Source organism: Tepidamorphus gemmatus, assembly GCF_004346195.1.
Taxonomy (GTDB): Bacteria; Pseudomonadota; Alphaproteobacteria; order Rhizobiales; family Tepidamorphaceae; genus Tepidamorphus; species Tepidamorphus gemmatus.
Map to the genome: position 1 here is coordinate 241,943 of NZ_SMAK01000001.1, position 12,832 is coordinate 254,774.

Here is a 12,832-nt window from a genome sequence, read left to right on the forward strand (position 1 = left end):
CCAAGCGATGCAGGTCGTGGCCGGCCGGGTAGGGCGCGGCGATGCCGCCGTGCGGAGCGTTGCGCCGCGATGTTGCGCCTGCGCAACGGCCGGTGGCGGATCGCAAGCATCCGGGCGGTAACAGGTAAATATTCGTGGTTAAGGAACGTGGTTAAGCGACGTTTAACGAATGGCTCCGCATAGTCCGTCCCGAACGTAATCGCCTGCTGCGTGAGTCTCTCCGGCGGGCAGTCTTCGGAGCACGGCCATGGACTATCCGAAAATCCTCCTGGGCGCCGCCGTGGTGGCGCTGACCGTGACCGCCGGCAGCGCGCGGGCGGCAGACATGTTCGAGCCGCCGATGATCGAGCCGCTTATGCCGGTGGAATACGGCTCCAACTGGTACCTGCGCGGCGACATCGGCTACAAGGCCTATACCGACCCCTCGGGCAGCTATTCGTCGCTCGGAACCGGGCTCATCGGCTTCTACGACACCAGCCTCGACGACAGCTGGCTGATCGGCGCGGGCTTCGGCTACCGGTTCAACCCGTGGTTCCGTACGGACCTCACCGTCGACTACGAGTTCCCGTCCGACTTCACCGGCAAGGCGCCGTGCTTCGTCTGCGGATTCCCGGGCTATTCCACCGAGTCCGCCAAGATCTCGGCCTGGACGGTGCTCGCCAATGCCTATCTCGATCTCGGCACCTGGCAGGGCATCACTCCCTATGTCGGCGCCGGCATCGGCGGATCCTACGTCAAGGTGGCCGACTATGTCGGGCTCAATCCGCCACTCGTGTTCCCGATCGCGACCATGGGCGCGACGGAATCGAAGTGGAACCTCGCCTGGGCGGCGATGGCGGGCGTCAGCTATGACGTCACCCCGAACTGGACGCTCGATCTCAACTACCGCTACCTGTCGCTCGGCGATGTCCAGACCACCGATCAGGTCGGCGGCCTGATCGACATCAAGGACATCGCCGCGCACGAAGTGCGCCTGGGTGTGCGGTTCTGGATCGACTGAGGCGGCGCCGCGCCGCGATCTGCGGGGGACGGCCGCTGGCGGTGGCGGCCTGAACCGCATCCGAATCTCCGCGCAAAGGCCTTGCCATCCCGACGGGCTGGTCGTGGCCAGCCGTGACGGAAGCCGTACGCCGGTGCGGTCTGGTTCGCACCTGCCGTGGGGTGTCTGCTGACGCGCCGCACCGACAACGCGCTCCGCGCCGACGACACCGACATCCGTCTCCGGCCGGGTGACGCCATTGCATTGCGGCGATCGGCATCCCACCTCTTGCGCTACCCGGCCGCGGACGGTTCTCCTCCAGCCTTCGCTCGAGTTCCGATCATGTTCTGCCTGCGAGATTCCGTCCCTTGATTCTCAGCATCCTTCTCCTGGCCGGTGGCCTCGTACTGCTGTTCGCCGGCGGTGAACTTCTCGTGCGCGGATCGGTCCGTCTGGCCGTCGGTCTTGGCATCTCGCCATTGGTCATCGGTCTCACCGTGGTCGGCTTCGGGACCTCGACCCCGGAACTGGTGACCTCCGTGCAGGCGGCGCTGCGGGATACCCCGGGCATCGCGATCGGCAACATCGTTGGTTCGAACATCGCCAACATCCTGCTGATCGTCGGACTGTCGTCCCTCGTCTATCCGATCGCGATCGATTCGCGCGGCCTCAAGCGCGACGGCGCGATCATGCTGGCGGTCGCCGTCGTGTTCGCGGTGCTGTCGGCGGTCATGCCGCTTGGCAGGGGCATCGGGCTGGCGCTTCTCGCGGCCCTCGTCGTCTATGTGGCCGTCATCGTGCGTATCGAGATGAGGGACGCGCGGAGCGAGCACGGGGCGATCTTCGACAAGGCGCGGGCGCTCGAGGAAGTCGATCCCGAGCTCGATCCCGAACGGCCGCAGCCGCATTCCCCGCTGGTCTCGCTCGGCCTGTGCCTGATCGGACTCGCGCTTCTCGTCGCAGGCGGGCATCTGCTGGTTGACGGCGCTGTCGACCTGGCGCGCGGGCTCGGGATATCGGAAACGGTGATCGGGCTGACGATCGTTGCGGTGGGAACCTCGCTGCCGGAGCTCGTCACCTCGCTGGTGGCGGCGTTCCGCAGGGAGGCGGATGTCGCGTTCGGCAACATCGTCGGGTCCAACATCTACAACATTCTCGGGATCGGCGGTGCCACTGCCGCCATCTCGCCTCTCACGGTGCCGCAGGACATCGTGACGTTTGACAATATCGCGATGACTGCCGTCAGCGCCGTCCTGCTGCTGGTCGCCTGGACGGGCATGCGCATCAGCCGCGTCGAGGGAGCGGCCCTGCTGGCCGCCTATGCAGGCTACGTCTATCTGATCTGGCCCTGATCGGGTACGCCGGTTGCCATCTCGTCCGGGAGGGCGCGCATGGTGACACGACGGGCATCGGTCGGCCCCCGCGCCCGGCCCATCGGTGCGCGGCCCGCCGCGACCGTCTAGGATATTGGCTCTGTGTCCGCCTGCACCATGCGGCGTGCGCCACGCCGGCGATGCCGGCCGTCCTGCCGGGGGCGCATCGAACGACAAGAACTTGCGCGGTCTCCACGTTTTCGCTAAGCCCGTTCGTGGGACACCCCTCCCCAACGAGGGGCTTCTATCTGGAAGGGTAGGCTGATGACCACACCGCAGAAGCCGGCCGCGCGGCCGGTCACTCCCCATTTCTCCTCTGGTCCCTGCGCGAAGCGGCCCGGCTGGTCGCCCGACGTGCTGGCGGCTGCGCTGGTCGGGCGGTCGCACCGCTCGAAGCCCAGCAAGGCCCGCCTCCAGGCTGCGATCGACCTGACGCGCGAGATCCTCGAGGTTCCCGCTGACTACCGCATCGGCATCGTGCCGGCCTCCGATACCGGGGCCGTGGAAATGGCGCTGTGGTCGATGCTCGGCGCCCGTGGCGTCGACATGCTCGCCTGGGAGAGCTTCGGCGAGGGCTGGGTCAGCGACGTGGTCAAGCAATTGAAGCTCGCCGATGCGCGTGTCCTCAAGGCGGCCTATGGCGACCTCCCGGACCTGACGCAGGTCGATTTCGACCGCGATGTGGTCTTCACGTGGAACGGCACCACATCCGGGGTGCGGGTGCCCGATGCGGAATGGATTCCGGCCGGCCGCGCCGGCCTGACCATCTGCGACGCGACGTCGGCCGCCTTTGCCCAGCGGCTGGACTTCGCCAAGCTCGATGTCGTCACCTTCTCCTGGCAGAAGGTGCTGGGCGGGGAGGCGGCGCATGGCATGCTGATCCTGTCACCGCGCGCGGTCGAGCGGCTGGAGAGCTACACGCCGGCCTGGCCGCTGCCGAAGATCTTCCGGCTCACCAAGGGCGGCAAGCTGATCGAGGGCGTGTTCAAGGGCGAGACCATCAACACACCGTCGATGCTGTGCGTCGAGGACTACATCGACGCGCTCGCCTGGGCGAAGTCGGTTGGAGGGCTCGACGGGCTCGTCGGCCGCGCCGACGCCAACGCGGCGGCGCTCGATGCCTGGGTTCGGCGCACGCCTTGGGTCGCCCATCTCGCGGCTGTTCCCGCCACACGCTCCAACACCTCGGTCTGTCTGGTGTTCGCCGATCCGGTGATCGCGGCGCTGTCCGCCGACGCGCAGTCCGCCTTCGCCAAGCGCCTCGCCGGGCTTCTCGAGGAGGAGGGCGTCGCCTTCGACATCGCCCACTATCGCGATGCGCCGGCAGGGCTGAGGATCTGGTGCGGTGCGACGGTTGAGACCACCGACATCGAGGCTCTCACCGGCTGGCTCGACTGGGCATTTGCCATCGCAAGGGGCGAACTGGCCAAGGCGGCCTGAGGGTTCATCGGCCATCCCCTCCGCGTCATCGCGGAAGCCGCGAGGCGGCTATCCGGGAGCGGGACACAGCGACGGTCGCGCGGTTCCGATCCCGGCGCTGCGGCCCGTTGACGGGAGGCACGACTGGTCGAGCCCATCCCTTTCCATCTCTCACACACGCAATGCAATGGATATCGGCCCATGGCTCCCCGCGTACTGATCTCCGACAAGCTGTCCACCGCCGCCGTGCAGATCTTCAGGGATCGCGGCATCGAGGTGGATTACGAGCCCGAGCTCGGCGCCGACAAGCAGGCGCTCGCCGAGCGCATCGGGGCCTATGACGGCCTCGCCATCCGCTCGGCCTCTAAGGTCACCGAGAAGGTGATCGCCGCTGCCGACCGGTTGAAGGTGATCGGCCGGGCCGGCATTGGCGTCGACAATGTCGACATTCCTGCCGCCACCCGCAAGGGCATCATCGTGATGAACACGCCGTTCGGCAATTCGATCACCACGGCCGAACATGCCATATCGCTGATGCTGTCGCTTGCCCGGCAGATCCCGGCGGCCGACGCGTCCACGCAGGCCGGCAAGTGGGAGAAGAACCGCTTCATGGGCGTGGAGGTGACTGGCAAGACGCTCGGCGTGATCGGCTGTGGCAATATCGGCTCGATCGTCGCCGACCGGGCGCAGGGCCTCAGGATGAAGGTAATCGCCTTCGATCCGTTCCTGGCGCCCGAACGTGCCATGGAACTCGGCGTCGAGAAGGTCGAACTCGACGAGCTGCTTGCCCGCTCCGACTTCATCACCCTGCACACGCCGCTCACCGACAAGACCCGCAACATCCTCTCGGCCGAGACGCTTAAGAAGACCCGCAGGGGCGTGAGGATCATCAACTGCGCGCGCGGCGGCCTCGTCGACGAGGTCGCGCTGCGCGAGGCGATCCTGTCTGGCCATGTCGCGGGCGCGGCGTTCGACGTGTTCTCGGTGGAACCCGCCACGGAGAATCCGCTGTTCGGCCTGCCCAACGTCGTCTGCACGCCGCATCTGGGCGCCTCGACGACCGAGGCGCAGGAGAATGTCGCCCTGCAGGTGGCCGAGCAGATGGCTGACTATCTGCTCACCGGGGCAGTGACCAACGCGGTGAACATGCCCTCCATCAGCGCCGAGGAAGCGCCCCGCATGCGGCCGTTCGTGACGCTGGCAGAACAGCTCGGCTCCTTCGCCGGCCAGCTTACCGAAACCGCGATCGAGGCGATCCGCCTCGAATTTGCCGGGGACGTCGCCGAGATGAACACGCGGGCGCTGACGGCGGCGGCTGTAGCCGGACTGCTGAGGCCGCTGTTGCAGGATGTCAACATGGTCTCGGCGCCGGCCATCGCCCGAGAGCGCGGCATAGCAATCGAAGAGGTGCGCCGCGAGCAGCAGGGCGCTTACGAGAACTACATCCGTCTGACCGTGAAGACCGAGCGCCAGGAGCGGTCGGTGGCCGGCACCGTGTTCTCGGACGGCCGGCCGCGGCTCATCCAGATCAAGGGCATCAACATGGAGGCCGAACTCGGTCCGCACATGCTCTACGTGACCAACGAGGACAAGCCCGGCTTCATCGGCGCGCTCGGCATGACGCTCGGCCAGGCCAACGTCAACATCGCCACCTTCAACCTCGGCCGACAGACGCGCGGCGGCGATGCGATCGCGCTGGTGGAGATCGACGAGCCGTTGAGCGAGGCAGTGCTCGAGCAGGTCCGGCGGCTGCCCCATGTGAAGCAGGCGAAGCCCCTGGCGTTCTGAGCGCAAGCGGGCCGGGTGACGGGCGCTGCCTGCCCGCTCGGTCGCAGCCGCAATTCCGATGGCAGCCGGGCGAAATTCGCGTACAGTCGCCGCTGTCGTCGATTCCGGCGACAGCGGGGGGATTTCATGACACGCGCATGTTCTCGGCTGGGTTTCGGGGCCTGTCTCGTTCTTGCCATCATGCTCGCCGGGCCGTCCTCGGCGCAGACTGTGCGGGAAGGCACCTACAACGTCTACGGCACCAATCCGGATGGCTCGAGCTACAGCGGCACCGCGACGATCACGCTGGCCAGCGAAACGACCTGCATCATCGAGTGGGAGACCGGGGACACGGTGTCGGAGGGCATCTGCATGCTGTTCGACGACACCTTCGCGGCAAGCTACATCCTCAACGACGAGATCGGGCTCGCCGTCTACCGGGTGAAGGGAGACAGCGTGCTCGAAGGCGCGTGGACGATTACCGGCCAGGACGGCGCCGGCACCGAGATGCTGTCGCGTCGATAGAGCGAGTCCCGGAGTTCGGATACTGGCTATCCCTCTGGAATTGCGACGAACCTGACGGATGGGAGCGGTTCATCGCATCCGCGAGGCAGTGAAACGCGCAGGCCTGTCCACCTGCAGTCCTCGCGATCGAGGGCGGCGGGCGGGGACCCGTGTCGCCCTGTCCCGGGCCGTGCCGAGCCCGGTGCGAGGGCGGGACCTCGCGCCGGCCGCACCGTGTACGCTCAGCCGTCGCCGATGAGACGCTTGAGCTTGCCGAGCGCCATCTCGTCGCTCTCGCCATAGGCGATCGTTCCGACGAACCGGCCGGTCGCGTCCATGAGATAGACCGTCGCCGTGTGGTCGAGCGTATAGCCGCCGTCCTGCTCGACCTTGCGGACATAGACCCGGAACGCCTTGGCTATGGCGTCGATCTGCTCCTGGCTGCCGGTCAGCCCGATCATCCGCTCGTCGAAGGCCGACATGTACTCGGCCAGCGCGTCGGGCGTGTCACGGGCGGGATCGACGCTGACAAAGACGACGTTGAGCCGGTCGGCATCGGCACCGAGCTCGGCGAGCCAGGTGGTCATCTCGTACAGGGTCGTCGGGCAGACGTCGGGGCAGTGGGTGAAGCCGAAGAAGTAGGCGGTCGGCTTGCCGAGGAAATCCTTCTCCGTGACCGTCGCGCCGCGGGTGTCGACCAGCGTGAACGGCCCGCCGACGGAGGCGATGCCGCCGCCGTCGCGGGTGCCCAACAGCTCGTCACGGAACTGACCGGACACTAGCAGGTAGAGAGTGGCCGCCGCGACCAGCAGCACGGCGATCCAGGCGGTCCAGCGTACGACCTTCATGCGGCGGCCCTCCGTGTGTCAGTGCATGTGGGCCGGGGCCTGCTTGGCCCCGACGCCGGTGGCAACGAACTCGACGGTGATTTCGCCGGCCTTCTCGAACATGAGCGTTGCCGGAATCCTCTCGCCTTCCCTGAAGCCCTCGGTGACGTCCATGAACATGACATGATAGCCGCCGGGCTTCAGTTCGACGCTTTCGCCCGGTGCAATTTCGAGACCGCCTGCGACTTCACGCATCTTCATGATGCCCTCCTGCATGGTCATCTCGTGGATCTCGCCGCGGGCGGCGCGCGGTGAGGTGAGGGCAATCAGCCGGTCCGCTTCGTTGCCGGTATTGGTGATGACCATGAAACCGCCACCGACCTTGGCGCCGGGCGGCATGGCGCGGGTCCAGGGGGCTTCGATTTCGATCGAACCGATCCTGTAGTCATGGGCGATGGCCGCGGACGTCACGGCGATGACGAGCGCGGCGGCGAGCGTTGCAATACGCATGTGGACTTCCCTTTAGCCTGAAGCGGACGTCGGGTCCGCGATCCGAACAAGTGCCGGGTGCCCCGGCAGGCTGGTTCAGACCGGCTGTGCGGGAGGAGCCCGTATCGCGCCCGGCCCGTGCCGGATACCGCTGCCCGCAAACTGGTCCGGCGGAATCGGATCGCCGCGGCGCCCATCGCCTGGACCGAGATCGGCCGCCGGGCCGGCGCCAACGAGCACGGCCGGTGCCTGCGGGTGCGCGCAGACAATGCAGCACGGCAGGTCATGCCGTTCGGTTGCCGGATCATCCGCGGCGACGCGCGCGAAGCCCTCGTCGGTGCAGATGATCACCGTACCGTCGGCGAGGCGGGTCGTTGCGAGCGGCGGGTGCAGGCCGGCGAGCGCGAACAGGCTCGGCAGCATCAGCGCAAGCACCGCCAGCATCGCCAGCGGGCGGCGTTCGCGGAAGATCGGGTCTATGGCGCCACGCAACAACACGGATCCATTGTAGTGCACGCGAGGCCGGATGGGGAGCGACACTGTGGCGCAGCGGCCGAGCAGGCCGGTCCGCAGCGGGCCGCGCGCAAGGCGGCTGTGCATCCTCGCCGCTTGCGATATCGGCGCGGGGGCGCCAATCTCACGGTCGACAGGAACATGCGGCAGCGACAGCTACCGCGGCGGGGAGGGTGCGGCATGGACGAGATTCGCGTGGCGACGTTTGCGGGGCCGGGCGAACCCCCGATCATCCGCACGGTGCCGCGGCCGAAGGTACCGCCGAAGGGCGCGCTGATAAGGATCGGCGCGTGTGGCGTCTGCGGCACCGACCAGCACATCCTCAAGGGCCACTGGCCAAAGCCGCTGCCCTGGCCGTTCACGCTGGGTCACGAGCTTGCCGGCGAGATCGTCGAGATCGGCGAGGAGCTGACCGAGGATTTCATGGGCAAGCCGTTGACAGTCGGCTCGCGGGTGATGCTGCCGCCGCTGATGCCGTGCGGCTCGTGCTACTACTGCGTCCACTATCCCGAGACCGCCAACAAGTGCCTGACGCCGGTCTATTACGGGCGCTACCTCGGCTTCGACAAGCCACCGCACCTGTGGGGCGGCTTCGCGGAGATGGTCTATGTCGATCTCGGCGAATTGCCCGGCACCAAGATATACCGGCTGCCCGATGACATGCCCTATCTGCTCGGCTCGCTGTCCGAGCCGCTGACCTCCTGCATCCGAGCCTTCTCGCGCGCACAGCGGATCGGCGCCTTCCCGTGGGGAGCGACCGTCGTCATCCAGGGCACGGGGCCGATCGGCATTCTGGCGATTGCCGCGGCACTCGAGATGGGCGCGGGCCGCGTGATCGCGGTCGGCGCGCCGGAGGACCCGCGTCTCAGACTCGCCCGCGAGTTCGGCGCCGAGGCGACGGTCGATATCGAGAAGTTCAAGACACCGGACGAACGGATCGCGGCGGTGCGCGACATCGTCGGGGGATTCGGCGCCGATCTGGTGATGGACTGCTCGGGCCATCCGAGCGCCGGGCCGGAGGGCATCGAGTTCCTGCGCGACGGCGGTACCTATGTCGAGATGGGCCAGTTCACCGACGCCGGCTCGATCGAGACCAACTGGCACCGCATCTGTACCAAGGATCTCAACGTGCTCGGCTCGTGGGCCTTCACCGCCAACGACCTGGCGCTCGGCGTCGCCATGCTCGACAAGGCGCGCGACCGCTATCCCTGGCGCAGGATGCAGACGCTCTATCCCTTCGACGAGGACGGCGTGACGCGCGCCGTCGCCGACGCGATGGCGATGCGCACGGTGAAGTCGACCATCATTCCCAACCCGGACCTTGCGGACGCATGAGGGCACAGGGACCCGAACCGGTACGGATCGCGATGTGGTCCGGGCCGCGCAACATCTCGACGGCGATGATGCGCTCGTTCGGCAACCGGCCGGACACGCATGTGGTGGACGAGCCGTTCTATGCCGCCTATCTGGCGATGACCGGGATCGACCATCCGATGCGCGAGGAGGTCATCGCCGCCGGCGAGACGGACTGGCGCAAGGTGGTGGAGCAGCTGACCGGCCCGCTTCCTGACGGCCGGACCGTGCTCTACCAGAAGCACATGACGCACCACATGCTGCCGGAGATCGGCACCGACTGGCTCGACGCGATGGTGAACGCGTTCCTGATCCGCCGGCCGGAGAACGTCCTCGCTTCTTATGTCCGCAAGCGCGAGGCAGTTACGTTCGATGACATCGGCTTCGCGCGGCAGGGCGAGCTGTTCGACCGGGTTGCGGACCGGCTCGGCGCGGCGCCACCGGTGGTCGATGCCCACGACATCCTGTGCGACCCGCGCGGAGTGCTGTCGGTGCTGTGCGAACGGCTCGGCGTGGCGTTCAGCGAGGCGATGCTGTCCTGGCCGCGCGGCTTCCGGACCACTGACGGGGTCTGGGGCGCCCATTGGTACGAGGCGGTCGCGGCCTCGACGGGATTTGCGCCGCCGGGGCCGGAGATCGCCGATCTGCCGCCACACCTGCTGCCGATCGCCGAGAAGGCACGTCCGATCTACGAAAGCCTGGCACGCTACAGGATCCGCGGTCGCGACGCGGCAGCGTGAGGCGCGCGGCGCTCAGGCGCCGCGCATGTGCAGTGTCAGGCCGATGCCATCCATCTCGGACTGGGACCGTTTGATCTCGGCCTGGCGGTCACGCTCCTGATTGCGCTCCTCCAGGAGCTCGACCTTCTTCAGCTCCTGGAAGGCCTCCGCCAATTCTTCGCGGGCCTCCTCGAGCTGCTGCTGCAGGCCAGCCACCGAACCGCGCAGGTTGTCGCGGCGCTGCATCGCCGCCTTGGCGAAGGTCGGATAGGCGAAATGGGTGACGTCGGTGATGCCGACCCGGCGCTCTTCCTCGGCGATCTGCCGGTCGAGCTCGTCGGCCATCCGCTGGAAGTCGGCGACCATCGTCTCGATCTGGGCCACCTTCCGGCGCTTCTCGTCAACTTGGAACCGCTTGAGACGGATGAGGTTGTCACGCGATTTCATTTCTGGATACTCCCGCGAACATTGGCGTCGTCCTCACCTGATCCAAACACGATCCGTGCCAGCCGCGCGTAGCCCTCGGCGATGGTGGTCGTCTCGCCCTTGGCCTGGGCAAGGAATTCCTCGAGTGCGTCGTGCCGTGCGATCGCCTCGTCGACGGCAGCATCTGCACCGCGGCGATAGGCGCCGAGCCGGATCAGTTCCTCCATGTCGCTGTAGGTCGCCATGAGCTGGCGCGCCTTTCGGATTGCCGGCAGGTAGTCGGGATCGGCCGAGCCGGGCATCGTGCGCGAGACCGACTTCGAGACGTTTATGGCAGGAAACCGCCCACGTTCGGCGATCGCGCGCTCCATGACGATGTGGCCATCGACAATGCCGCGGACCGCGTCGGCGATCGGCTCGTTGTGGTCGTCGCCCTCCACCAGCACGGTGAACAGCCCGGTGATCGATCCCCGACCGGCACCGGGGCCCGCCCGCTCGAGCAGGCGGGGCAGTTCGGTGAAGACGGTTGGCGTGTAGCCCTTGGCGGTCGGCGGCTCGCCGCCGGCCAGACCGATCTCGCGCTGTGCCATCGCGAAACGGGTGAGCGAGTCGATCAGGCACAGCACATCGCGGCCCTCGTCGCGGAAGTACTCGGCTATGGTCATCGTCAGCCAGGCAGCCTGACGCCGCATCAACGCCGTTTCGTCCGACGTCGCCACGACCACCACGGCGTTCGCCAGTCCTTCGGGCCCGAGATCATCCTCGATGAATTCCTGTACCTCCCGACCGCGCTCGCCGATCAGGCCGATCACCGTCACGTCGGCGGCGGCCTGGCGCGCCAGCATGGAGAACAGCACCGACTTGCCGACGCCGGACCCCGCGAAGATGCCCATTCGCTGGCCACGGCAACAGGTCAGGAAGGTGTTGATCGCGCGCACGCCAAGATCGATCGGCGCGCCCACGCGGGAGCGGGCATGGGCCGGCGGCGGCAAGGCCCGCAGCGGCGCAGGGGCGGGACCGGCAGGGATCGGTCCCTTGCCGTCGATGGGCTCGCCGTGGGCATTGATGACGCGGCCGAGCCAGCCCGGCCCGGGCCGCACCACGGCGTCCTCACTGACCAACACGGCCCGGCAGCCCATGCGGACCCCTTCGAGTGGTCCGAAAGCCATGCAGATCGCCCGGTTGTCACTGAAGCCGACGACCTCGCACAGCACCGGTCGGTCGCCGGCATCGTCGATCCTGATGCGCGAGCCTATGCGCATGGCCTGCAGCGGCCCGGCGATCTCGATCAGCAGGCCACGCACGGTCGTGACGCGGCCAAACATCTCGGTGTCCTGCAGCGCGGCGATCTCGTCGATCAGCGCCCTCACGTCCCCACCCCCTTCGAGCCGTCTGCTAACGATTCGTTTACGGCTCCCGACAATAATTTCGGTAAACCCCTTAAGGGCACGTAAACCAACCCCGCGCGGGGCAGGTCGGTCGAGCGGCGAGTCGATAGAGTCGCTTGACGGAGTTTCTTCATTTCAGATCTTAAGACCTATGATCCAATTTTCGTTGGGAATCTCAGGTATATGGACTGAAATCCGAAGACGGCTCATGGGGCATGGTTGACGGAAAAGAGGTTTTGTTAACCAATGGGGCATAGGCTGCGATTCGCGGCAACCAGTAGGTTGCGTACCGGTCGCCCGCGATCGCGGGGCGCCCTGCCCAGAAAGGCATGCGGAAGGGGATTGGCATGCGAGTTCTGCTGATCGAGGACGACAGCGCGACCGCGCAGAGCATCGAGCTGATGCTCAAGTCCGAGAACTTCAACGTCTATACGACGGACCTCGGCGAGGAAGGCATCGACCTCGGCAAGCTGTACGACTACGACATCATCCTGCTCGATCTGAACCTGCCCGACATGAGCGGTTACGAGGTCCTCAAGACCCTGCGCGTGTCGAAGGTGAAGACGCCGATCCTGATCCTGTCCGGGCTCGCCGGCATCGAGGACAAGGTGCGCGGCCTCGGCTTCGGCGCCGACGACTATCTGACCAAGCCGTTCCACAAGGACGAACTGGTCGCGCGCATCCATGCCATCGTGCGCCGCTCCAAGGGACATGCGGAATCCGTGATCGAGACGGGTGACCTCAGGGTCAATCTCGATACCAAGACCGTCGAGGTGAACGGCCAGCGCGTGCATCTGACCGGCAAGGAATACCAGATGCTGGAGCTCCTCTCGCTGCGCAAGGGCACGACGCTGACCAAGGAAATGTTCCTCAACCATCTCTATGGCGGCATGGACGAGCCGGAGCTGAAGATCATCGACGTCTTCATCTGCAAGCTGCGCAAGAAGCTGTCCGCGGCGACCGGCGGCAAGAACTACATCGAGACGGTCTGGGGTCGCGGCTACGTGCTGCGCGATCCGGAAGTCGCCTGACGAGACTAGCCCCCCCTTTCCCGGTGCTGCGCTTCGGCAGCAGC

General features: G+C 66.8%; 13 protein-coding genes. 8 read left to right on the forward strand and 5 right to left on the reverse strand.

Annotated features, from left to right (window positions below):
- Positions 1–247: 247 nt before the first annotated feature.
- The 5 genes from EDC22_RS01155 to EDC22_RS01175 all read left to right on the forward strand — a co-directional run bounded on the left by EDC22_RS01155 (position 248) and on the right by EDC22_RS01175 (position 6,063).
- The gene (locus tag EDC22_RS01155) at positions 248–1,000 is read left to right on the forward strand and encodes an outer membrane protein (protein WP_132804764.1); all 753 of its coding nucleotides are present in this window, start codon (positions 248–250) and stop codon (positions 998–1,000) included.
- A 347-nt stretch (positions 1,001–1,347) separates the two neighbouring features.
- Positions 1,348–2,331 carry a calcium/sodium antiporter gene (locus tag EDC22_RS01160; protein ID WP_132804765.1) on the forward strand — a complete coding sequence of 328 codons (984 nt, stop codon included), beginning with the start codon at positions 1,348–1,350 and terminating at the stop codon, positions 2,329–2,331.
- 285 nt (positions 2,332–2,616) lie between these two features.
- Positions 2,617–3,792 carry a phosphoserine transaminase gene (locus EDC22_RS01165; protein WP_132804766.1) on the forward strand — a complete coding sequence of 392 codons (1,176 nt, stop codon included), beginning with the start codon at positions 2,617–2,619 and terminating at the stop codon, positions 3,790–3,792.
- Positions 3,793–3,972: 180 nt separating this feature from the next.
- Entirely contained in the window at positions 3,973–5,559 is a 1,587-nt protein-coding gene (serA, locus tag EDC22_RS01170; RefSeq protein WP_132804767.1) for a phosphoglycerate dehydrogenase, read from the forward strand.
- Between the two features lie 126 nt (positions 5,560–5,685).
- Positions 5,686–6,063, forward strand: a complete 378-nt coding sequence (locus tag EDC22_RS01175; RefSeq protein WP_165926739.1) for a hypothetical protein — start codon at positions 5,686–5,688, stop codon at positions 6,061–6,063.
- 221 nt (positions 6,064–6,284) lie between these two features.
- On the opposite strand, the gene EDC22_RS01180 is transcribed toward EDC22_RS01175, so the two are convergent.
- The 3 genes from EDC22_RS01180 to EDC22_RS01190 all read right to left on the reverse strand — a co-directional run bounded on the left by EDC22_RS01180 (position 6,285) and on the right by EDC22_RS01190 (position 7,850).
- Positions 6,285–6,890: an SCO family protein gene (locus EDC22_RS01180; RefSeq protein ID WP_132804768.1), complete on the reverse strand. Its 606-nt coding sequence runs from the start codon at positions 6,888–6,890 to the stop codon at positions 6,285–6,287.
- An 18-nt stretch (positions 6,891–6,908) separates the two neighbouring features.
- On the reverse strand, positions 6,909–7,379 hold the full coding sequence (locus tag EDC22_RS01185) for a copper chaperone PCu(A)C (protein ID WP_132804769.1): 471 nt from the start codon (positions 7,377–7,379) through the stop codon (positions 6,909–6,911).
- Positions 7,380–7,454: 75 nt separating this feature from the next.
- Positions 7,455–7,850: a hypothetical protein gene (locus tag EDC22_RS01190; RefSeq protein ID WP_132804770.1), complete on the reverse strand. Its 396-nt coding sequence runs from the start codon at positions 7,848–7,850 to the stop codon at positions 7,455–7,457.
- A gap of 201 nt (positions 7,851–8,051) precedes the next feature.
- On the opposite strand from EDC22_RS01190, the gene EDC22_RS01195 reads away from it, so the two are divergent.
- Together EDC22_RS01195 and EDC22_RS01200 are read left to right on the forward strand one after the other, a co-directional pair.
- Entirely contained in the window at positions 8,052–9,206 is a 1,155-nt protein-coding gene (locus EDC22_RS01195; protein ID WP_132804771.1) for a zinc-binding dehydrogenase, read from the forward strand.
- A complete protein-coding gene (locus EDC22_RS01200) occupies positions 9,203–9,964 on the forward strand; it encodes a sulfotransferase-like domain-containing protein (RefSeq protein ID WP_132804772.1) in 762 nt (253 codons plus the stop codon). Before EDC22_RS01195 ends, EDC22_RS01200 begins: the two co-directional genes overlap by 4 nt.
- A gap of 12 nt (positions 9,965–9,976) precedes the next feature.
- On the opposite strand, the gene fliJ is transcribed toward EDC22_RS01200, so the two are convergent.
- Together fliJ and fliI are read right to left on the reverse strand one after the other, a co-directional pair.
- Positions 9,977–10,390, reverse strand: a complete 414-nt coding sequence (gene fliJ / locus EDC22_RS01205; protein ID WP_132804773.1) for a flagellar export protein FliJ — start codon at positions 10,388–10,390, stop codon at positions 9,977–9,979.
- Positions 10,387–11,739, reverse strand: coding sequence for a flagellar protein export ATPase FliI (fliI, locus tag EDC22_RS01210; protein ID WP_132804774.1), 1,353 nt, complete (start codon positions 11,737–11,739; stop codon positions 10,387–10,389). Before fliI ends, fliJ begins: the two co-directional genes overlap by 4 nt.
- Positions 11,740–12,104: 365 nt before the next feature.
- Between fliI and ctrA the strand changes: the two genes are divergently transcribed.
- Positions 12,105–12,788 (forward strand): response regulator transcription factor CtrA, encoded by a 684-nt coding sequence (ctrA, locus tag EDC22_RS01215; protein ID WP_132804775.1) that lies wholly within the window; start codon positions 12,105–12,107, stop codon positions 12,786–12,788.
- Positions 12,789–12,832: the final 44 nt, after the last annotated feature.